Annotated in this window: 19 protein-coding genes; 12 read left to right on the top strand and 7 right to left on the bottom strand. The window is 67.1% G+C overall.

The window, feature by feature from the left end; all coding sequences use genetic code 11:
- Genes A7U43_RS23430 through A7U43_RS23420 form a run of 3 tightly spaced genes read right to left on the bottom strand, consistent with a single transcriptional unit; the run spans position 1 to position 3,838 of the window.
- A complete protein-coding gene (locus A7U43_RS23430) occupies positions 1-1,500 on the bottom strand; it encodes an AMP-binding protein (protein ID WP_067999848.1) in 1,500 nt (499 codons plus the stop codon).
- Positions 1,497-2,249, bottom strand: coding sequence for a GntR family transcriptional regulator (locus A7U43_RS23425; RefSeq protein WP_067999846.1), 753 nt, complete (start codon positions 2,247-2,249; stop codon positions 1,497-1,499). The genes A7U43_RS23430 and A7U43_RS23425 overlap by 4 nt, the downstream gene beginning before the upstream one ends.
- A complete protein-coding gene (locus A7U43_RS23420) occupies positions 2,246-3,838 on the bottom strand; it encodes an SMP-30/gluconolactonase/LRE family protein (RefSeq protein WP_067999844.1) in 1,593 nt (530 codons plus the stop codon). Before A7U43_RS23420 ends, A7U43_RS23425 begins: the two co-directional genes overlap by 4 nt.
- A 170-nt stretch (positions 3,839-4,008) precedes the next feature.
- Here A7U43_RS23420 and A7U43_RS23415 point away from each other — a divergent pair, with 170 nt between their 5' ends.
- From A7U43_RS23415 to A7U43_RS23390, 6 genes are all read left to right on the top strand, one after another.
- Positions 4,009-4,854, top strand: coding sequence for an SDR family NAD(P)-dependent oxidoreductase (locus A7U43_RS23415; protein ID WP_067999842.1), 846 nt, complete (start codon positions 4,009-4,011; stop codon positions 4,852-4,854).
- Between the two features lie 12 nt (positions 4,855-4,866).
- Positions 4,867-6,291 carry an aromatic ring-hydroxylating oxygenase subunit alpha gene (locus tag A7U43_RS23410; protein ID WP_067999840.1) on the top strand — a complete coding sequence of 475 codons (1,425 nt, stop codon included), beginning with the start codon at positions 4,867-4,869 and terminating at the stop codon, positions 6,289-6,291.
- Positions 6,292-6,360: 69 nt separating this feature from the next.
- Positions 6,361-7,539, top strand: a complete 1,179-nt coding sequence (locus A7U43_RS23405; RefSeq protein ID WP_067999838.1) for an LLM class flavin-dependent oxidoreductase — start codon at positions 6,361-6,363, stop codon at positions 7,537-7,539.
- On the top strand, positions 7,536-9,374 hold the full coding sequence (locus A7U43_RS23400) for a flavin-containing monooxygenase (protein WP_067999835.1): 1,839 nt from the start codon (positions 7,536-7,538) through the stop codon (positions 9,372-9,374). Before A7U43_RS23405 ends, A7U43_RS23400 begins: the two co-directional genes overlap by 4 nt.
- On the top strand, positions 9,371-10,291 hold the full coding sequence (locus A7U43_RS23395) for an SDR family NAD(P)-dependent oxidoreductase (protein ID WP_067999833.1): 921 nt from the start codon (positions 9,371-9,373) through the stop codon (positions 10,289-10,291). The genes A7U43_RS23400 and A7U43_RS23395 overlap by 4 nt, the downstream gene beginning before the upstream one ends.
- Entirely contained in the window at positions 10,284-11,438 is a 1,155-nt protein-coding gene (locus tag A7U43_RS23390; RefSeq protein ID WP_067999832.1) for a CaiB/BaiF CoA transferase family protein, read from the top strand. The genes A7U43_RS23395 and A7U43_RS23390 overlap by 8 nt, the downstream gene beginning before the upstream one ends.
- 32 nt (positions 11,439-11,470) lie before the next feature.
- Here A7U43_RS23390 and htpG read toward each other — a convergent pair whose 3' ends face one another.
- From htpG to hglS, 3 genes are all read right to left on the bottom strand, one after another.
- Positions 11,471-13,384, bottom strand: coding sequence for a molecular chaperone HtpG (gene htpG / locus A7U43_RS23385; RefSeq protein ID WP_067999830.1), 1,914 nt, complete (start codon positions 13,382-13,384; stop codon positions 11,471-11,473).
- A 61-nt stretch (positions 13,385-13,445) separates the two neighbouring features.
- Complete coding sequence (gene amaB, locus A7U43_RS23380) at positions 13,446-14,981, bottom strand: L-piperidine-6-carboxylate dehydrogenase (protein WP_418287658.1); 1,536 nt, start codon at positions 14,979-14,981, stop codon at positions 13,446-13,448.
- A gap of 5 nt (positions 14,982-14,986) precedes the next feature.
- Entirely contained in the window at positions 14,987-16,186 is a 1,200-nt protein-coding gene (gene hglS / locus A7U43_RS23375) for a 2-oxoadipate dioxygenase/decarboxylase (protein WP_067999825.1), read from the bottom strand.
- Positions 16,187-16,204: 18 nt separating this feature from the next.
- On the opposite strand from hglS, the gene A7U43_RS23370 reads away from it, so the two are divergent.
- Together A7U43_RS23370 and lat are read left to right on the top strand one after the other, a co-directional pair.
- Positions 16,205-16,666 carry an Lrp/AsnC family transcriptional regulator gene (locus tag A7U43_RS23370; protein WP_067999822.1) on the top strand — a complete coding sequence of 154 codons (462 nt, stop codon included), beginning with the start codon at positions 16,205-16,207 and terminating at the stop codon, positions 16,664-16,666.
- 49 nt (positions 16,667-16,715) lie between these two features.
- Positions 16,716-18,056, top strand: a complete 1,341-nt coding sequence (gene lat, locus A7U43_RS23365; RefSeq protein WP_067999820.1) for an L-lysine 6-transaminase — start codon at positions 16,716-16,718, stop codon at positions 18,054-18,056.
- Here the strand turns inward: lat and A7U43_RS23360 are convergent.
- Positions 18,043-18,585 (bottom strand): restriction endonuclease, encoded by a 543-nt coding sequence (locus A7U43_RS23360; protein ID WP_067999818.1) that lies wholly within the window; start codon positions 18,583-18,585, stop codon positions 18,043-18,045. The genes lat and A7U43_RS23360 overlap by 14 nt on opposite strands.
- A gap of 108 nt (positions 18,586-18,693) precedes the next feature.
- Here A7U43_RS23360 and A7U43_RS23355 point away from each other — a divergent pair, with 108 nt between their 5' ends.
- The 4 genes from A7U43_RS23355 (at position 18,694) to A7U43_RS23340 (ending at position 20,621) form a co-directional block, all read left to right on the top strand.
- Entirely contained in the window at positions 18,694-19,122 is a 429-nt protein-coding gene (locus A7U43_RS23355; RefSeq protein WP_067999816.1) for an SRPBCC domain-containing protein, read from the top strand.
- Positions 19,119-19,469: an ArsR/SmtB family transcription factor gene (locus tag A7U43_RS23350; protein ID WP_231963446.1), complete on the top strand. Its 351-nt coding sequence runs from the start codon at positions 19,119-19,121 to the stop codon at positions 19,467-19,469. The genes A7U43_RS23355 and A7U43_RS23350 overlap by 4 nt, the downstream gene beginning before the upstream one ends.
- Before the next feature lie 11 nt (positions 19,470-19,480).
- The gene (locus A7U43_RS23345; RefSeq protein WP_067999814.1) at positions 19,481-20,167 is read left to right on the top strand and encodes a PAS and ANTAR domain-containing protein; all 687 of its coding nucleotides are present in this window, start codon (positions 19,481-19,483) and stop codon (positions 20,165-20,167) included.
- A 94-nt stretch (positions 20,168-20,261) separates the two neighbouring features.
- Positions 20,262-20,621 (top strand): hypothetical protein, encoded by a 360-nt coding sequence (locus tag A7U43_RS23340; protein WP_067999812.1) that lies wholly within the window; start codon positions 20,262-20,264, stop codon positions 20,619-20,621.
- The last annotated feature ends 58 nt before the right edge of the window (positions 20,622-20,679 follow it).

Here is a 20,679-nt window from a genome sequence, read left to right as displayed (position 1 = left end):
TCAGTTGCCCCCCTTGCTCAGCGTGGCCCGGATCTGGTGCTTGAGCACCTTTCCGGCATCGTTCTTGGGCAACGCATCCCAGACGACCACCTGCTCGGGGGTCTTGAACCTGGCGACGCCGTGCGCGGTCAGCAGATCGCGCAGATCGGCGAGCCCGGGGATGCTGCGGGCGTGCGGAACGATCACCGCGCACGCCCGCTCGCCGGTGCGCGCATCGGGGATCCCCACGACGGCGATCTCGGCGATCTCCGGATGGCCGATCAGGATGTCCTCGACTTCCTTGGGGGAGATGTTCTCGCCGTTGCGGATGATGATGTCCTTCGCGCGCCCGGTCACCACCAGGTGACCGTCGGCGGTGAGATGGCCGAGATCTCCGGTACGGAAGTACCCGTTCTCGTCGAGCGCCGACGCGCCATCCTCCCGGTGTAGGTACCCCTTGCACATCTGCGGGCCCCGCACCCGGATCTCGCCGTCGACGATCGTGATCTCGGCGATGCCTGCGTGTCCGTCGGTGTCGGCCGCACGATCCGCGCATTCCAGGGAACCCACGGTGGTTACCGGAACCTCGGTGGACCCGTACACACGGGTCACGACCGCGTTGTCGAAATAGTCTGCTGCCCTGCGGATCAGCGCCGGAGGCACCGACGCGCCACCGCAGATGAACACCTTCAGATCCGGCAACCGGCTGCCGGCGCGTTCGGCGGCGCCGAGCAAACCGTCCAGAAACGGTGTGGCACCGGCCATGTGGGTGACCCGATGCTGCTGCATGAGTGCGACCGCGGCATCAGGGTCCCACGTGTCCATCAGCACGGCGCTCGAGCCGAGCAGCAAGGGGCATTCGAAGGCGTAGATGGACCCGCCGACATGAGCGATCGGTGAAGGCACCAGGAACGTGTCACCCGCATCGATGCGCCAGTATCGACCGATCTGGCGGATCAGGCCTTCGATCGACTCATCGCTGTGCAGAACCCCCTTGGGCCGGCCGGTGGTACCCGAGGTGTACATGATCATGCGCGCCGCGGCGGGGTCCGACTCCGACGCGGCGGCGGCCGGCGCTTCGAGCAGTTCGGGCAGCGGTGTCTGCCCCGGATGTTCCCCGCGTACCACGACGACCTCGGGCGGCGCGGGCATCTCGGCGGTCACCCGCGACAGCATCGCGGCGTAGTCGAATCCGCGAAACTGCCCGGGGATGACGATCATCCGCACGTCCGCGTCGGACAGGATGAACCGCAGTTCGCTGTCGCGCAGCGACGGCAGGATCGGATTGACCACCATGCCGGAGATCGCCGCGGCCAGATAGACGATGGCGGCCTCGTGCCAGTTGGGCAACATGAAGGACACCACGCTGCCCACGCGCATCCGCCGTGACATCGAGGTGGCCAGGGCCCCCGCCTGCCGGTACAACGTGGCGGTGCTCAGTTCGACGTCTCCGTCGACGATGAGCACCCGGTCCGGACGCTCTTGTGCCGCAGTGCCAAGCGCGGCGGCGAGTGTGCTCACGGTTGGTCCTTGACGCGGCGCATGGTCATCGAATGCCGATACCGGGACGCCGGGTGGGTGTTGACGGTGACCTGGGCAACCTCTCCGTCGGAGGTCCGGTAGCTGCGCTGCATCTGCAGTGCGGGGGCCCCGGCGTCCGCGTCGAGCAGCACGGCGAGATCGGCAGGCAGCGCGACCGCGGTGATCTCCTGATGCACCTCGGTGATGCTGACTCCATAGAGATCCTCGATGAGCGGGAAGATCGGACCCGAATTGCGCTGCAGCATCCGGCCGACCGCCGCGAAGGCCCGGTTCACGTAGTACTCGGTGCGACAGATCGGGGTGTTCGCCACGGCGTCCCGACGGTAGCCGCGCACCGCAAGCCACTGCTCGCCCGGCCGCAGTCCCGTGCGCCCGGCCAGTTCGGTGTCGATGGTCACCATCGCATTGGACTCGATCTCGAAGTGCGTCCCCGCCGCGAACGCCAACAGGTCGTCGATCGACATCACGTCCTGGGCATAGGAACTCGTCGACGGGCGCGGTACCACCAGGGTGCCGGTCCGCGGCCGCGAGGACACCAGGTTGTCGTCACGGAGCCGGCGTAGCGCTTCGCGCACGGTGTACCGGCTGACCGCGAAGCGGTCGCACAGTTCGTGCTCGGTGGGCAGTTGCGATCCGACGGGGTAGACCCCGTCCACGATCTCCTTGCGCAGTGTCCGGGCCACCTGCAGGTAGCGGTGCTCGGCCGCTTCGGCCGTGCGCGGTGTCACGCCGGTCGCAGCGCGAACACGCTGCCCTCGCCGTCGGCCGAAAAGTAAAGTGTGCCATCGGGTCCCGCCGTGAGGCCGGCGAATGGGCCCTGCGGGCCGGAGAACGGAGGCATCCCGCGTAGCGGTTTCGGCGTGACGCCCGGTGGTGCCCCGACCGGTAGTCCGGCGGCCAGGGTGCGGCGTGCTCCGGTGGTGAGGTCGACGGCGATGACGGACTTGGTGCCGGCGTCGAGGATGTACAGCGTGCCGGCGCCCACCAGGATGCCGTGCGGAGTGACGAGACCGTCGACGACGGTCTCGGTTCCCGACGCCGTCACGCGCAGCACCGCCCCGGCCACCGACACCAGGACGGTCCCGTCGGCATCGGTGGTCACCCCGACCGGGGTATCCAGATCCGCGGCCAGTACCTGCGTGCCGGAGCCACTGACGGCAAGTACCCGTCCGGTGCCCTGTTCGACGACGACCGGGGTGCCGTCGGGCAACAGGGTGACTCCGTAGAGCTGGTCCAGACCGTCTGCCAGATAGGTGGTTTCGTTGTCGGCGGGGCGGTAGCGGGCGACCTGCCCGCCCGACGTGGTGACCACGAACTCGCCGGGCCCGGCCACGGTCAGCCCGCGCACGAACCCCGGGTAACCGGGGCTGAACAGCATGCCGACGGTCTGCGGTGCGCCACCGGCACGCACGCGGTAGAGATAGGTTCCGTCGGCGACATACAGCAGGCCGTCTGCGCCGACGACGATGTCGAGCGGCCAGTTCAGTCCGCCGGGCAGCAGTGCGCGCGTATCGCCGTTCCCGAGGATCTCGGTGATGGCGCCGGTGAAGTGGGAGACGAACAGCCGACCGTCGACGAACGCGCAGTTGTCCAACCCGGGGGTCAAGGTGCACAGCACGGTCTTGGCTCCGGTGCGCGGATCGATGCGCAACACCTGACCGCTGGCGACCTGGGTGGACACGATGGTGCCGTCGGCATCGAATTTGACCGAGTCCGGTACCCCGAGATCACCGGCCACGACCTCGGTCTCGCCACCGTCGGGATGTACCCGCCAGATCTGATTGGCGGTCATCACCGGGAAGTACAGCAGCCCGTCGGGCCCGACCTCCATGGCGTTGGGGGAGGGCAGGTCGGCCAGGATGAGCCGTGGTTCGCCGCCGGTGAGGTCCATCTCCAGCAATCGGCCGCCATCGCGGCACTCGTTGACGAACAATCGGCCCTGATGGAAGGTGATGCCGTTGGCCGACGGCAGATCGTCGCGTAGCACGCGGGCGGTCCCGGACGCGTCGCGTGCACTGACCCGGCCGTCCATCACCTCGGTCGCGTACAGGCCACCGTCGGCGCCGAAGGCCAGATCATCGGGGGCGACGATGTCGCCGCCCTTGGCGCAGATGGTCTCGATCTCGCCGGTGCCCACATCCAGTGCGCTGACCTGACTCCCGGTCACCTGCGCGATGTACAGGCGTCCGTCGGGACCGGTGCGCAGACCGTTGGCGCCGAACAGCCTGCTGGGCGCCGTGAGACGGGTCAGCAACCAGCCGGCGGCGGTGTCCGGTGGCGACCCGACTGGATACCGCCCGGTCTGCGCGATGCTCATGTGCTGGACGCTATCAACTCACACCTAGTCCAGACAATAGTCCGAACACGGTCGCGGATCGCTCTTGACGGCCACATAACCGCTGCGGAATAGTGTTCTCCAATGAGTAGAGCGGCATATGTTGTACGGACAAATGATCGCCGACTTCGGCGGGTCGAGAGCAGCGGGACATGGCTGACCACCTGAGGCTCGACGGGCGAATCGTCGTCGTCTCCGGTGCCGGCGGAGGCGGAATCGGGACCACGGTCACGCGGCTGGCGGCCGAGGCCGGCGCCACGGTCATCGCGGTGAGCCGCTCGCGGGCCAACCTGGACACCCATGTCGCGCCACTGGCCGACAGTGGGCTGCCGGTGATACCGGTGACCGCCGACGCCGCGACCGACGAGGGCATCGCGACGGTGCTGGAGGCCGCCCGCTCCGCGGACGGGTCGCTCTACGGTCTGGTGAACATCGCGGGCGGCGCCGCGCCGGAGACCTGGATGCCGGCCACCCGTGTCACACGATCGGACTGGCGGGACCTGTTCACCGCAAACCTGGAGACGATGTTCTTCATGAGCCAGGCGGTCGCTGCCGAGATCCGTGCCGCCGGTGGCCCCGGCTCGATCGTGTCGGTGTCCTCGATCAGCGGGATGAACAGCGCACCGTTCCACATCGCCTACGGCACGGCCAAGGCCGCTGTCGTCGCCGCGACCAGGACCCTGGGCGTCGAACTGGCCCCGTACGGTATCCGCGTCAATGCCGTCGCACCCGGGGTCACCGAGACCGCGGCGTCGGCCACCTACGTCGAGGAGGACCCCGAACGGGACCGCGCCGCAATCGCCATGGGGCGCCGGGGAACCCCGCTCGAGCAGGCCGGCGCGATCATGTTTCTGCTGTCCGATCTCGCAGGCTATGTCACCGGGCAGACGCTGCTCGTCGACGGCGGGCTCAACCTGCGCTGGACGCACCTCGGGGCGGACAACACCTCGCTGTTCCTCAAGGACGACAACTTCCGCAGCGCGATCCGTCGGATCTGAAAGGACAAACAGGTGACGCACACCGAATCCGATCTCGACGCCACCATCGAGGTGGATGCCGAACCCGACGACGCCACGGGGCGGGTCGCCGAGGATCTGTCGTCGGCGATGACCATCCCTGTCGATGCGTACATCTGTCCGGAGTACGCGCGCAATGAACGAGACAGACTGTGGCGCAAGGTGTGGCAGCAGGTGGGCCGGGTCGATGAGATCCCCGAGGTGGGCGGCTATCTGACCTACGACATCCTCGACGACTCGATCATCGTGGTGCGCACCGGCACAGGGAACTCGGCCGATTCGTTCACGGCCCACCACAACGTGTGCATGCACCGCGGGCGCAAGCTGATCGACAACCCGGAGGGCGCCAAGAACGCCGTGGGCCGGGCGCGCAAGTCCTTCGTCTGCGGGTTCCACGGCTGGACCTATGGTCTGGACGGCACCTGTACGCACATCCGCGAGCAGGACGACTGGCAGGGCAAGCTCACCCCGGCGAACACGCACCTGGCGCCGGTGCAGGTGGACACCTGGGGTGGCTGGTTGTTCATCAACATGGACCCCGAGGCCGAGTCGCTGGCCGACTACCTGATGCCGGCCGCGAAGATCCTGGATCCGTTCGGCCTGGAGAACATGCGCTACAAGTGGCGCAAATGGCTGTACTTCGACTGCAACTGGAAAGTCGCGATGGAGGCCTTCAACGAGACCTACCACGTGTTCACCACCCACCCGGAGTTCAACAAGTTCGGCGAGTTCAAGGGTTGGGCCAAGGCCCAGGGCAAGCACAGCAATATCGGTTATGACGCCCCCAAGGGCATGGACGAGACCAAGTCCAAGATCCGGCTCGGTACCGGTGACCCGCGCATCTCCACCGCCGAGATGCAGGTCTACACCATGGAAGAGACCAACGCGACGACGACGAGGACGCTGGTGGAGGCCGCCAAGCGGCTGGTCGATGAGTTGCCCGAGGGCACTCCGGCCGATCAGGTGCTGGCGCACTGGCTGGCCTCGGCGCGCCGCGATGACGAGGCCCGCGGCGTGATATGGCCGACCATCCCGCCCGATATCCTGGGCCAGAGCGGAACGGCCTGGCAGATCTTCCCGAACTTCCAAGTGGGACAGGGGCTGACCAGTGCGCTGTGTTATGCCGCGCGTCCCGATCCGAGCTATGACCCCAACAAGTGCATCTTCGAGGTCGCCGTCTTCGAGCTGTACCCCGAAGGGGGTGAACCCCAGACGGAGTGGGTCTATACGCCGAAGGATTCACCGAACTGGCTTTCGGTTCTGCCACAGGACTTTTCCAATATGGCCGCCGTGCAGCAGGGCATGAAGTCGGCCGGCTTCCCCGGCACGCTGCCCAATCCGTATCGGGAACGCAGCACCGTGAACCTGCATTACCAGCTGTCCAAGTACATGGGCAGCGGAGAACCCCACGACATCTAGCGATTTGTGGAGTCTTAGCCGTAATGAGTCCGGCTAAGACTCCACAAATCACAGGCAAAGGAGACGATGATGAAGGTCAATCTGGGTACGGGTGCGCAGAACTCGCGCGACTGGGAACGGGTGATGGCGGGTGATTTCCGCGCCGCGCCCACCACACCGGACCACGTGTGCGTGCAGGCCGCGTTGGCGCTCGGCGACCTGGCCGAGCCGCTGGGCTACGACGGGATCTGGTTCCCCGAGCACCAGGGCACCCCATATGGTATGACGCCCAACCCGATCCAGGCCCTGACGTATTTCGCCGGGCGGACCGAGCGAGTCAGTCTGGGCACCTTCGTGGCGGTCGCGCCGTGGTGGAACCCGGTGCGCCTGGCGCACCAGATCGCCTATCTGGACATCGTCTCCAATGGCCGGTACGACACCATCGGCATCGGGCGGGGAGTGTCCAAGAGCGAGTTCGACGCCGTCGGCGTGCCACGCGAGCAGAGCAGGCAGCGCTTCAACGAAACCCTCGACATCCTGGAGTTGGCGTTCGGTGGGGAGCGGTTCTCCTATGACGGAGAGATCTTCAGCTTCCCGGAGATGTCGTTGCGACCCGAACCGATCAGCAAGGACCTGTTCTCGCGGATCTACAGTTCGTCCTCGACCGCGGAATCGCTGGAGATCCTGTCGCGGCGCGGCATGGTGCCGCTGTTCGTCGGCAACAAGCCGATCTGGGATGCCGGCGAGGAGGTCCGCAAGGTCAACACCTTCCGCGCCGAGGAGGGCTTCGAGCCGTGTCAGCCCAAGAACGTGATGTTCATGTACTGCACGGCCAAGGATGACGACAAGCTGGCCGCGCTGACCGAGGAGTGGATCTGGACGGCGAACCGGGATGTCAACGTCCACTACGGATTTGCCGACGCGTCCAACTTCAACGGCGTCAAGGGGTATGAGGCCTACGCCGCGCGCGAAGCCACCGCGACCGCGGTGCTGGCCTCGCAGGTGGGCGACCAGAAGAAGGGCGGCCCGCCCGGATACCACGCCTCCAATCTGCTGATCGGGACCCCGGAAGTGGTGTTCGAGAAGCTGAAGGCCGCACAACAGGCGTGCTCGTTCTCCGAGGTGACGATCGTCCCGCAGTTCGGCACCATGCCGTATGAGGACGCCATGGAAAGCACCCGACTGTTCGCCCAGGAGGTACTGCCCGCGGTGCACGAGATGGCCGCCCCGTTGCATCCCGCCGCGCTGCCGGAGAACGCTCTCGCATGACGACCCCGTGCGGACCGACGGACCCCCCGGCCGATATCGACATTCCGGCGCTGCGCGAGAAGTACGCCGCCGAACGGGCGAAACGGCTGCGACCCGACGGCGCCGACCAATACCTGGAGCTCGAGGACGATCTCGCCGAATTCTACGAGGTGGACCCGTACACGACGGTCGTCGAACGGGACCCGGTCGTCGAGGACGTCGACGTCGTCATCCTCGGTGGCGGTTTCGCGGGTCTGCTGGCCGGGGCCTACCTGAAGAAGGCCGGGGTCGAGGGGATCCGGGTCATCGAGATGGCCGGTGACTTCGGCGGGGTGTGGTACTGGAACCGGTTCCCCGGAATCCAATGCGACAACGACGCGTACTGTTACATCCCGCTGCTCGAAGAGCTCGACTTCATGCCGAGCAAGAAGTTCGCCGACGGCGCCGAGATCCTGCAGCACTGCCGCAATATCGGGAAGCACTTCGGACTGTACGACGGTGCGCTGTTCTCCACCCAGGTGCGGGAACTGTGCTGGGAGGATGCCACGCAGCGGTGGCAGATCAGCACCGACCGCGGCGACGAGATCCGGGCCCGGTTCGTGGTGATGGCGCAGGGCTCCTATAACCGGCCGAAGCTGCCGGGGATCCCCGGTATCAAGGACTTCTCCGGACACGTCTTTCATTCGGCACGTTGGGATTACGACTACACCGGAGGTGACGCCGACGGCGGGCTGCACAAGCTCGCCGACAAGCGGGTGGCGCTGGTCGGCACCGGTGCGACCGGCATCCAGCTGGTGCCGCACCTCGGCCGCGACGCCAAAGAACTCTTCGTGTTCCAGCGGACCCCCTCCTCGGTCGACGAGCGGTCCAACCCGCCCACCGACGCGGAGTGGGCTGCAGCGCTGCAGCCGGGCTGGCAGGAGGAACGCAAGCGCAACTTCCACAACTGGTCACCGTTCGTCGGAGTGGTGTTCGGCGAACCGGATCTGGTGTGTGACTTCTGGACTGAGCTCGGGCGGAACCTGACGGCCCGGATCGCGGCCAGCGACGATCCCGCCTCGGTGAGTATCGAGCAGATCATGGCGTTCCGGGAGGAAGAGGACTACAAGATCATGGAGCGGCTGCGTCGCCGCGTCGCCGAGATCGTCACCGACCCGGGCACCGCCGAGGCGCTCAAGCCGTACTACCGTTTCATGTGTAAGCGGCCGACCTCCAGTGAACACTATCTGGACACCTTCAACCGGCCCAACGTCACCTTGGTGGACGTCTCGGCTTCCAAGGGTGTGCAGCGGCTGACCGAGAAGGGCATCGTCGCTGACGGCGTGGAATACGAGGTCGATTGCGTGATCTTCGCCAGCGGCTTCGAGATCTCCACCGAGATCCACCGGCGGTTCGCGATCGAGCGGATCACCGGCCGCGACGGACTCTCGCTGTTCGACCACTGGCGCGACGACTACAAGACGCTGCACGGGATGACCAGCCGCGGATTCCCCAACCAGTTCTTCATGGGCTTCATCCAGGGCGGGGTGTCGGCCAACACCACCGCGATGTTCGAGCAGCAGGCCCGCCACATCGCCTACATCATCTCCGAGGCCCAGCGCCGCGGTGCCACCACGGTGGAACCGAGCCAGCAGGGCCAGGAGAGCTGGGTGGCGACCGTGCGGGAACTCTCGATCGACAACTCGGCCTTCGAACTATCCTGCACGCCCGGCTATTACAACAACGAGGGGCGCGGTAGCGCGGTACGCAACGGGGGCTTCCTCGGCGACTTCTATGCGCCCGGTTTCTACGCCTTCGATGACCTGATCGCCGACTGGCGTGCCGCGGGCGATCTGGCGGGGCTGGAGATCAGGTGACCCTGCGCTTCGACGACCGCGTCGCCGTCATCACCGGCGGCGGCCGTGGGCTGGGCCGCGAGTACGCACTCCTGCTGGCCTCGCGCGGTGCGAAGGTCGTCGTGAACGACGTCGGTGGCACTCTGACCGGTGAGGGAGCAGACGGGGGGCCCGCCGACGACGTGGTTCGTGAGATCGTCGCTGCCGGTGGGCATGCCATCGCGAGCACGGACTCGGTGGCCACCGCCGACGGGGGCCGGGCCATCATCGACGCGGCCGTGCGGAACTACGGTCGCGTCGACATCCTGATCCACAACGCCGGCACGGTGCGCCGCGCGCCGCTGCGGGAGCTGAGCTACCAGGACTTCGACGCCGTCCTCGATGTGCACCTGCGCGGTGGGTTCCATGTGCTGCGCCCGGCCTTTCCGATCATGTGCGACAACGGCTTCGGCCGCATCGTGCTGACCTCCTCCATTGGAGGACTCTACGGAAACCACGGCGTGGCCAACTACGCCGTCGCGAAGGCGGGTCTGGTCGGGCTGTCCAATGTGGCCGCGCTGGAGGGTGCCGCACACAACGTCACCTGCAACGTCGTCGTACCCAGCGCGGTCACCCGGATGGCGGAGGGTATCGACACCTCGTCCTACCCGCCGATGGGGCCGGAATTGGTGGCGCCGATGGTGGCCTGGCTGTCGCACGAGAGCTGCTCGGTGACCGGCGAGATGCTGATAGCGATAGGCGGCAGGGTGGCCCGTGCCTTCGTCGCCGAGACGGCCGGCGTCTACCGGCCGTCGTGGTCGGTCGAGGACGTCGCGGCCGATATCGAGCAGATTCGCGACGACACGGCGCCGCTGGTGTTCCCGCCGGTGCCCGACGGCCACACCGACCACATCAGGTACTCGTTCGCCATGGCATCCCAAGGGGCCCAGCATGAGTGACCATCGGGGGCCGCTGCACGGGGTGCGCGTCATCGACGTCACCTCGGTGGTGATGGGCCCGTACTGCACCCAGATCATGGCCGACATGGGTGCCGACGTCATCAAGATCGAGCCACCCGAAGGGGACATCACCCGCAACGTGGCGGTGGGTCCGTCGCCGGGTATGAACGGCGTGTTCGTGAATGTGAACCGCGGGAAGCGCAGTGTCGTACTGGATCTGCGCTCCGAACAGGGTGCGGCGGCGCTGCGCGCACTGGTCGCGACGGCAGACGTGTTCATCCACTCCATGCGGGCCAAGGCGATAGCGAGACTCGGGTTCGACTACGAATCGGTCGCCGCGATCAACCCCAAGATCGTCTACACCAACTGCTATGGGTACAGCAGGCGTGGCCCGGATGCCGACCGGCCCGCATACGACGACACCATCCAGGCGGAGTGCGGGCTGCCCGCGGTGCAGAAGCAGCTGACCGGCGATGCCACCTACGTCGCGACCATCATGGCCGACAAGGTCACCGGCCTGACCGCGTTGTACGCCACCATGATGGCGCTGTTCCACCGCGAGCGCACCGGTGAGGGTCAGGAGGTGGAGGTCAGCATGTTCGAGACGATGGCTTCCTTCATGCTCGTCGAGCACGCCAACGGCGCCATCTTCGACCCGCCCGTCGGGCCGGCGATCTACCCGCGCACCGTGGCACCGAACCGGCGCCCGTACGAGACCAAGGACGGGTTCGTCGCCGCGCTGATCTACAACGACAAGCACTGGCGCGCCTTCATCGATGCGGTGCGGCCGGCCTGGAATTCCGACGCCTACGCCACGCTGGAACTGCGCGCCAAGCAGATCGACACGGTGTACGGGCTGGTCGCGCAGACCATGCGGGAGCGCACCACCGCGCAGTGGCTGGATCTGTTCGCGGAGTTGGAGATACCGGCAACACCGATCAACACCCTCGACGCGCTGTTCGATTCGCCGCAGCTCAACGCCGCCGGGCTGTTCGAGACGGTCCAGACCCCGGACGGCCCGGTCCGGTTTCCCGGTGTGCCGACCTGGTTCTCCCGTACCCCGGGCCATGTCCGCGGACCGGCACCGGCGTTGGGCGCCGATACCGAGGCGGTGCTGGCGGAGTTGGAGGCCGACGTTCGGCGCTGAGGTTGCCTGCGCGACGCACCACGACCGACCTGCTAGAAGGTCTTGGCCAACCGGTCAGCCAGGATGGCGGCGAAGTGTGCCGGATCGTCGAGCGAGCCACCCTCGGCGAGAAGCGCTGTGCCGTAGAGCAACTCGGCTGCATCGCGGAGACCTTCGGCCCCCGATGCCAAGCCGTCCCGCAACGCCGTGACGAGGGCGTGATCGGGATTGAGCTCCAGGATCCGCTTGCCGACGGGTACGTCCTGGCCCGAGGCGCGGTACATGCGCGCCAATTGTGGAGTGATGCCGAAGGTGTCGGTGATCAGACAGGCAGGCGACGAGGTCAGTCGGGTCGAGAGCCGCACTTCCTTGACGTGTTCGTCGAGGGTCTCCTGCAACCAGGTGAGCAACTCGGCGAACTCACCGTGATCCGGCTTGTCGGTATCCGTGTCGCCGAGGTCGACCTCGCCCTTGGCCACCGACTGCAGCGCCTTGCCCTGAAACTCCGGTACCGCGTCGACCCACACCTCGTCGACGGGATCGGTGAGCAGCAGCACTTCGAAGCCCTTGGCCTTGAACGCCTCCAGGTGCGGTGAGCGCTCCAGCACCTGGCGTGATTCACCCGTGGCGTAGAAGATCTGTTCCTGGCCCTCCCGCATCCGCCCCACGTAGTCGGTCAGCGTCGTCGGGTTGTCCGGGCTGAAGGTCGATGCGAACGCCGACAGGCCGAGCACGGTGTCGCGATTGTCGGGATCCGAGAGCAGACCCTCCTTGAATGCGCGGCCGAACTGCGACCAGAAGGTCGCGTAGTCGTCCGGGCGGTTGGCCTGCAGGTCTTTGATCGCCGAGAGCACCTTCTTGGTGAGGCTGCGCCGGATCACCTTGATCTGGCGGTCCTGCTGAAGAATCTCACGAGACACGTTGAGCGACATGTCCTGTGCGTCGACGACACCCTTGACGAACCGCAGGTACTCAGGAAGCAGCTCGTCGCAGTCACCCATGATGAACACGCGCTTGACGTACAGTTGCACACCGGTGCGCCCGTCGCGGTTGAACAGGTCGAACGGCGCCTGCGAGGGGATGAACAACAGCGCCTGGTACTCGAAGGTGCCTTCGGCCTTCATCGCGATGACGTCGAGCGGCTCGTCCCACGCATGCGCAATGTGGCGGTAGAACTCCTGGTACTCCTCGTCGGAGACCTCGCTCTTGGGCTTCGCCCACAGTGCGGTGCGCGAGTTGACGGTCTCGATCTCGGTGGTGACGGTCGGCTCGGTGCCCTCCTCGGCGCCTTCCGGAGCCGGGACGGTCTTCTCGACCTCCATCCGGATGGGCCAGGAGATGAAGTCGGAATACTTCTTGACCAGCTGCCGGATCTTCCACGGTGCGGTGTAGTCGTGCAGCTCGTCGTCGGCGTCTTCGGGCTTGAGGTGCAACGTCACCGACGTGCCCTGTGGGGCGTCGTCGACCGTGGCGATCGTATAGGTGCCGTCACCGCTGGATTCCCAACGGGTGGCGGTACTCTCGCCCGCCTTGCGGGTCAGTAGCACGACCCTGTCGGCCACCATGAACGTCGAATAGAACCCGATGCCGAACTGGCCGATGAGGTCGCTGACCTCACCCTGCTGCTGCGCCTCGCTGAGCTTGCGGCGCAGCTCGCCGGTGCCGGACTTGGCGAGCGTGCCGATCAGCTCCACGACCTCGTCGCGGGACATGCCGATGCCGTTGTCGCGGATCGTCAGCGTGCGCGCAGCGCCATCGGGGTCGATGTCGATGTGCAGGTCGGAGGTATCGACGTCCAGGTCCTTGTCCTGGTACGCCGCGAGTCGTAACTTGTCCAGGGCGTCGGAGGCATTCGAGACCAGTTCCCGCAGGAACGAGTCCTTGTTGGAGTAGATGGAGTGCACCATCAGCTGCAACAGTTGACGGGCCTCTGCCTGGAATTCCCGCTGTTCGACCTGCTCGCTCACAGCCCTCGATATTACGTGCGGCGGGCAGGAGCACAGCAACCCGGGTTGGACCCGGCCCCGCTCACCCGAATCGCACGCCCTGAGCAAGCGGCAGCTCGCCGGAGTAGTTGACGGTGTTGGTCGCCCGGCGCATATAGGCCTTCCAGGAGTCCGATCCCGATTCCCGGCCGCCGCCGGTCTGCTTCTCACCGCCGAACGCGCCGCCGATCTCCGCACCCGAGGTGCCGATGTTCACGTTGGCGATACCGCAGTCCGATCCGTCGGCGGCCATGAACCGCTCGGCCTCGCGGATGTCGGTGGTGAAGATCGCCGAGGAAAGTCCCTGCGGTACCGCGTTGTTCAGCTCGATCGCGGAGTCCAGATCCTCGTAGGTCAGCACGTAGAGGATCGGGGCGAACGTCTCGTGGTGCACCACCTCGGTCTGTGCGGGCATGCGCACCAGCGCCGGGGACACGTAGTAGGCGCCCTCGTCCCCGACATCGTGGCGGTGCCCACCGATCACCTCACCGCCGTCGGCGCGGGCCGCCTCGAGTGCGCCGACCATATCGCGGTATGCGCGGGCATGGATCAACGGACCGACGAGGTTTCCCTCGGTGGAGGGGTCGCCGATCGGCAGCGAGGCGTAGGCCGCGGCCACCCGACGACACAGTTCCTCGGCGATCGAGGTGTGCGCGATGACCCGGCGCAAGGTGGTGCACCGTTGGCCCGCCGTCCCGGCCGCCGAGAACACGATGGCGCGCACCGCGAGGTCGAGATCCGCCGACGGGGTGACGATGGCGGCGTTGTTGCCACCGAGTTCGAGCAGTGCCTTGCCGAACCGCGCGGCGACCCGGGGTCCGACCTCGCGTCCCATCCGCACCGATCCGGTCGCGCTGACCAGGGCGACCCGCGGATCGTCGACGAGCTTCTCGCCGATCTCGCGACCACCCTGGACGAGGCGGGACACCTCCGGCGGGGCACCGACGTCGGCGCAGGCGCGTTCGATCAGGGCCTGGCACGCGATGGCGGTCAGCGGAGTCAACTCCGAGGGCTTCCAGACCACGGTGTCCCCGCACACCAGCGCGATCGCGGTGTTCCACGCCCACACCGCGACCGGGAAGTTGAACGCGGTGATGACACCGACCACGCCCACCGGATGCCAGGTCTCCATGAGCCGGTGGCCGGGCCGCTCGGAGGCGATCGTCTTGCCGTAGAGCTGGCGGGACAGGCCGACGGCGAATTGGCAGATGTCGATCATCTCCTGTACCTCGCCGAGCGCCTCGGAGGTGATCTTGCCGGCCTCCACGGTCACCAGGGTCGCGAGATCGGACTTGTGCTCGGTGAGCAGTTCACCGAGCCGTGCCACCAGGGCGCCGCGCACCGGTGCGGGAGTGGTCCGCCAGTCCAGGAAGGCCGCGGCTGCGGCGGCGATGGCCTCCTCGGTGTCGGCCGCAGTGTGCTCGGGCACCGTGAAGAGCACGTTGCCGCTGATCGGGCTGCCGGCGGGCAGTCCCGGCTGGTTCGGTGCCTCGAGCCGGGCGTCGGCGCCGATCGCCTGCAGCGCGACACGTACCCGGTCGCGGAGGTCGGTTGCGGTGGGGAGCGTGTTCGTGTGCATGACGGTCATGATGCCGCTTTCTCGTAGAGGGCGTAAGGGTCGTGGATGTGGTGGTCGATGGCGCCCGACATCCAGTCCGGGCTGTAGCCCGACTCGTCGGATATCTGCACCGGCGCGGCGTCGGAGTCCAGGTTGGAGCGGAAGATCCCCGCTGCCGAAGCGGGCAGGAAATCCTCGTAGACAACGGGTTTGGTCGGGTCCCCGCCGCGATAGTAGGCGAGGCCTTGGGCCGCCATCGCGGTGTCGTCGTCCGGGAAGTACCGGTCCCAGTGTTCGGGATCGGTCATGGCGGCGTCGTAGCGCGCCCGCCCGGCCGGCGTGAGCGCCACGCCGCGCGCCTCGACCTCGCCGAAGCGCACCCGCAACGTGCCGTCGAACACCGTGCCGTCCGGGGCGCGGAAGCGGCGCGGTTCGGCCAGCGCCCGAAACGAGGTCTGGCGCAGCAGTACCGCCGGCCCGGTGGTGCGTGGTGGTCCCTGGATCGCCTCGATCATGGTGACACCCCGTGCGGTCATCCGGGCATACAGCTCGTCGATGTCCAGCACCCGCGGGGTGAGGTGGTTGATGTGGGTGGTGCGCACGCCGGCGATATCGGCGGCGACCGCCGACACCGCCGACAATTCGTCGTACCAGGCCTTGTCGATCGGATCGCGGGACAGCGCGAATGCGGCGGCGGCACGCCGGACGAAGTCGCCGGCCTCGGCCCGCGGGCATCCATCGGCGGCGATGCGGCGGGCCTGGGCGATCAGGGCCGGGTCGAAGAGCTGACGCCGGGCGACGAAGTGGTCCACCCTGGCCCTCAGCTCGGCGGAGAAGAACCTCGTGTCGGCGGTGGCAAGCATGGAGGTGAACACCCGAAAAGGATTGGCGTCCAATTCGTCCGGGTCGATGGGGCGGAACGCGGTCGATACCACCGGCACCGGTGACTTCGCCGCGCGCAGATCGTAGAACCCCACCGGGAACATGCCGAACGCCGCGAAAAGGTCGGCCGTGTCGGCGAGTTCGGCGGCGCTGCCCACCCGGATCGCCCCGTGGCGTTCGGCGGTGACCCGCGCGAGCGAGCCGAGTCGATCCGAGCCCGCACACTCGCGGTTCACCTCGGAGGTGACCTCCACCAGCGTGGTGTACGCGGGAACCTCGGCGCCGTACATCTGCGACAGTGTCGCGGCGAACGATGCGCGCAACTGTGAAGTGGGCACGGTCATCTGCGATAGTCTCCGGCCATGGTCGACACCGAGCACCTCGACGAGATCGATCGGATCCTGGTGCGGGAACTCATCGCGGACGGTCGCGCGACGCTGGCGCATCTCGCGACCACCACCGGACTCTCGGTCTCGGCGGTCCAGTCGCGGGTGCGGCGGCTGGAATCCCGCGGCGTGGTGACCGGGTACACCGCCCGGGTCAACCCCGAGACGGTCGGGCACATGCTGTCGGCGTTCGTGGCCATCACTCCTCTTGATCCCTCTCAACCCGATGACGCCCCGGCCCGGCTGCGCCACATCGACGAGATCGAGTCGTGCTACTCGGTGGCCGGCGATGAGAGTTATGTGCTGTTGGTGCGGGTCGCCTCGGCGCGGACGCTGGAAGACCTGCTGCAGCGGATCCGCACGGCGGCCAATGTCCGCACGCGAAGCACCATCATCTTACAGACTTTTTACGATGGAAGAACATATCTGCCGGAATAGTTACTGTTTCAACGTGCATCGAGTGTAAATATTGCGTTAGAGTGGCGGCATGACCGCTGTCCTGCCTTCCGCGCGCCATCAGCGCCCCGCTCAGATCCCCGCCCGCCAGGTGCACGATGTGCTGAGTCGCAACATGCTGGCCGACGGCATGGACCTGGTGCTCGATCTCGACCGATCCCGCGGCTCGGTTCTGGTCGACGCCCGCGACGGCCGCCGTTACCTGGACATGTTCACGTTCTTCGCCTCGTCGGCACTCGGGATGAACCATCCGGCGCTGGCCGACGACGAGACCTTCCGCGCCGAACTGGCCCAGGCGGCGGTCAACAAGCCCAGCAACTCCGATATCTACACGGTCCCGATGGCGCGCTTCGTGGACGCGTTCGCCCGGGTGCTGGGCGACCCGGCTCTGCCGCATCTGTTCTTCGTCGACGGCGGCGCGCTGGCCGTCGAGAACGCACTGAAGGTGGCCTTTGACTGGAAGAGTCGGCGCAATGAGGCCCGCGGTATCGATCCGGCACTGGGCACGCGGGTTCTGCACCTGCGCGGCGCGTTTCATGGCCGCAGTGGCTACACGATGTCGCTGACCAACACCGATCCCAACAAGGTCGCCCGTTTTCCGAAGTTCGACTGGCCGCGTATCGACGCCCCCTATCTGCGGCCCGGCGCCGATATGGCCGCGTTGGAGGCCGAGTCACTTCGCCAGGCGCGTGCCGCATTCGAGCGGCATCCGCATGACATCGCCTGCTTCATCGCCGAACCGATCCAGGGGGAGGGGGGCGACCGGCATATCCGCCCGCAGTTCTTCGCGGCCATGCGTGCGTTGTGTGATGAGTTCGACGCGCTGCTCATCTTCGACGAGGTGCAGACCGGCTGTGGTATCACCGGAACCGCTTGGGCCTACCAGCAATTGGGTGTCACTCCGGATGTGGTGGCCTTCGGCAAGAAGACTCAGGTATGCGGCGTGATGGCCGGGGGACGCGTCGATGAAGTGGCCGACAACGTGTTCCACGTGAGCTCGCGGATCAACTCCACCTGGGGCGGGAACCTCACCGACATGGTCCGCGCGCGGCGCATCCTGGAGGTCATCGAGGCCGATGAGCTGATCGCCAATGCCGCCGCCGCGGGACGCCGCCTGCTGGATCGGCTGTGTGAGCTGGCCGACGAGTTCCCGGGCCGGGTGCTCGACCCGCGGGGCCGCGGGCTGATGTGCGCATTCAGCATGCCGACCGCCGCCGCGCGCGACGAACTGATCCAGCGATTGTGGGAGCGGCAGGTCATCATGCTGGCCAGCGGCGCGGACTCGGTACGGTTCCGGCCGGCGTTGACGGTGACGGCCGGCGAGATCGATGCCGCCGTCGACGCGGTGCGCGAGGTGCTCACCGCGATGTAGTCAGTCCGCGGATCAATCCCTTGAGCCGGGGGATATCCGTGCCGCTGACCAGGACGCAGGCGTGGCGTTCGGCAAGCTTGCGCGCAGCCGGCGTGAACTCGTTGTTGGTGACGACCATCGTGTGGGTGCAGTCCTGCATCGCGGCGCCGGCCACCACCTCCTGGACGGCGCTGGTACCGACCGGTCGATTCAACCGCTTGCATTGCACGGCAAGCCGATCCGGCCGGCGGCCGACGACGAGATCGACGCCCCAGTCCCCGGTGACGGATGTCATGATCACCGGCGCGCCGCACGAGCGGGCGATGCGCGCGATGTAGTCCTCGAACTCGGTGCCCGACATGGCGTCGATCGGATTCTCGGCAGGGGCCGGCGTGCGCAACCCGGTCAGGAAATGCGGCACGGCGGCCAGCGCGAGAGGTGCGAGCCCCGCGGCGGCCAACGCCAGTGGCCAGCCGGCGCCGGCGGCAAGGGTGAGGGCGCCGGCGGTGATGCCGACCGCGAGAACGATTTTGATCCGCACGGTTCGCATGGTAGGCGCAGGCTCCGACACGACCGCGCAACTGCAACCCGAGGGTTGCGCCATTGCCCGCTGATGTGCAATCCTGTGGTTGCAGATACGGCAACCGAGGGAGAGATCATGGACACGCTCGACATCACCCGCAGCATCGATATCGCGGCACCCATCACGAAGGTGTGGTCGGCCCTCACCGAAGCGGATCTGATTGCGCAGTGGCTCGGTGACAGCGCCGAGTTGGACCCCGTGGCCGGCGGCACCGGTTTCTTCGGCTGGTCCGAACACGGCAAGTTCCGGGTGCGCGTCGAACAGGCCGACAAGCCCCGCCTGCTGGTCTACCGATGGGCCAGGGAGGAAGACACCGACCCGGTCCCCGGGAACTCGACGACGGTGCGCATCGAACTCTGCGAGATCGACGGCGGAACCCGACTCGCGCTGGTGGAGAGCGGTTTCGAGGAGCTGGCGAACCCGGAAGCCGCACACGCCGAGAATCAGGGTGGCTGGACCGCCGAACTCGGCGAACTGGTCGAATTCCTGACGGCGGGGTCGTGACGGCGAACGCTGTGGACACCGAACCGGCGGCGCTGCCCGGTGTGCTGGCCGTGCTGGCCGACGAAACTCGTTGGCGCATCCTCACCGAACTCGGCGCTGCCGAGATGTCGGCCAGCGGGTTGGCTTCCCGCCTGCCGGTGAGCCGGCAGGCGATCGCCAAACACCTGTCGGTGCTCGCCGACGCCGGCCTCGTCGAGTCTGTACGGGCCGGCCGCGAGATCCGCTACCGCGCGCTGGGTGCCAGGCTGAGTGCGCTGGGGACCCAATTGGCAGTGATCGGGCAGCAATGGGATCGTCGCCTTTTGGCTATCAAGCGAATCGCTGAAGGGGCCGACGATTCGGCATAATCCATCTCGATATGAGCGATGGACACGACGGCGAACAGCCACCGGACGACGGCGCACTCGCCGGCGGCGAACATCAGCATGTGGGCTGGTTCCGCTTCTACCTCGCCGACGAGCGGTGGGAATGGTCGGAGCAGGTCGAGCGCATGCATGGCTACCAGCCGGGCACGGTGCATCCGACGACGGAACTGGTTCTCGCCCATAAGCATCCGGACGACTTCGGTCACGTGTCGGCCACTCTGGCAGAGATCCGGCGCACTGGCGCGGCGTTCAGCACCCGGCACCGGATCGTGGACACCCACGGCGACACCCATCACGTGGTGGTCGTCGCCGATCGGCTGTTCGGCGACGACGGTGTGACGGTGGTGGGAAGCCACGGCTTCTACATCGACGTGACACCTTCGGCTCAGAGCGGCGCGCGTGACCAGCAAGAACGGGTCAGCGAGGCGGTCGCCGAGATCGCCGAGGCCCGCAGCGGGATCGAGCAGGCCAAGGGCATGCTGATGTTGATATACCGCATCAACGCGGACGCCGCGTTCGAGCTGTTGCGCTGGCGTTCGCAGGAGACCAACACCAAGCTGCGGGCGCTCGCCGAGCGGATCGCCAGAGATTTCCTCGAACTCGACTACCAGGAGCTTCTGCCGCACCGCAGCGTGTACGACCGACTGCTGTTGACCGCGCATCTGCGCGTGGAGTCCTGACGTTTGCGCCCCGGCCGTGCCGGGCATCCACCGTCCATGAGGTACGGCTCCACCGGTGAGCCCCGTCGCGAGATGCGCTCGGCGGCGCGCTGACATGGGTACCGGCGCACCGCTGCGGCGCGACGACCCAGAGGTCGCCTCGGCGATCCGGTTCGGACTCGTGACCGCCGTGCTGGGCGTCCTGTTCCTCATCGTCGCGGCCGTGCTGACCCGAAGCTGCGCCGGCGCCCTCGTCGACTCGGTGTCGTGCGGGAGTCCGCAGCGGCTGGTGTTGGCGCTCGGTGCGCCGGTGATCCTGTTCGGCGGTGGGGTCCGCGCGTTCGTGCGCACCTATCAGACGTGGAGGAACCGGCAGACATGGTGGGCGTGGCAGGGCGCCGGCTGGTTTCTGATGCTGCTGATGATGACGGTGCTGACCATGAGTCTGCCCGCGCTGGCCGGGTTCGGCGGATGACGTCGTTCTCCCGCACGGGTGCACCCACGGTCCTACCCTGGAGGTAGCCCGGTCACGG

The organism is Mycobacterium adipatum, assembly GCF_001644575.1.
GTDB lineage: Bacteria > Actinomycetota > Actinomycetes > Mycobacteriales > Mycobacteriaceae > Mycobacterium > Mycobacterium adipatum.
The sequence above is the reverse complement of the archived record's forward strand: the minus strand, read 5'-3'. Positions and strand labels throughout refer to the sequence as shown.

Bases quoted from the DNA above. Each gene is read 5' to 3' on its own strand.
- A7U43_RS23340 (WP_067999812.1), top strand. From the start codon at position 20,262: ATGGGTACCGGCGCACCGCTGCGGCGCGACGACCCAGAGGTCGCCTCG.
- A7U43_RS23400 (WP_067999835.1), top strand. From the start codon at position 7,536: ATGACGACCCCGTGCGGACCGACGGACCCCCCGGCCGATATCGACATT.
- amaB (WP_418287658.1), bottom strand. From the start codon at position 14,981: ATGCACACGAACACGCTCCCCACCGCAACCGACCTCCGCGACCGGGTA.
- A7U43_RS23415 (WP_067999842.1), top strand. From the start codon at position 4,009: ATGGCTGACCACCTGAGGCTCGACGGGCGAATCGTCGTCGTCTCCGGT.
- A7U43_RS23345 (WP_067999814.1), top strand. From the start codon at position 19,481: ATGAGCGATGGACACGACGGCGAACAGCCACCGGACGACGGCGCACTC.
- A7U43_RS23420 (WP_067999844.1), bottom strand. From the start codon at position 3,838: ATGAGCATCGCGCAGACCGGGCGGTATCCAGTCGGGTCGCCACCGGAC.
- A7U43_RS23355 (WP_067999816.1), top strand. From the start codon at position 18,694: ATGGACACGCTCGACATCACCCGCAGCATCGATATCGCGGCACCCATC.
- lat (WP_067999820.1), top strand. From the start codon at position 16,716: ATGACCGCTGTCCTGCCTTCCGCGCGCCATCAGCGCCCCGCTCAGATC.
- A7U43_RS23405 (WP_067999838.1), top strand. From the start codon at position 6,361: ATGAAGGTCAATCTGGGTACGGGTGCGCAGAACTCGCGCGACTGGGAA.
- A7U43_RS23390 (WP_067999832.1), top strand. From the start codon at position 10,284: ATGAGTGACCATCGGGGGCCGCTGCACGGGGTGCGCGTCATCGACGTC.
- A7U43_RS23360 (WP_067999818.1), bottom strand. From the start codon at position 18,585: ATGCGAACCGTGCGGATCAAAATCGTTCTCGCGGTCGGCATCACCGCC.
- A7U43_RS23370 (WP_067999822.1), top strand. From the start codon at position 16,205: ATGGTCGACACCGAGCACCTCGACGAGATCGATCGGATCCTGGTGCGG.
- hglS (WP_067999825.1), bottom strand. From the start codon at position 16,186: ATGACCGTGCCCACTTCACAGTTGCGCGCATCGTTCGCCGCGACACTG.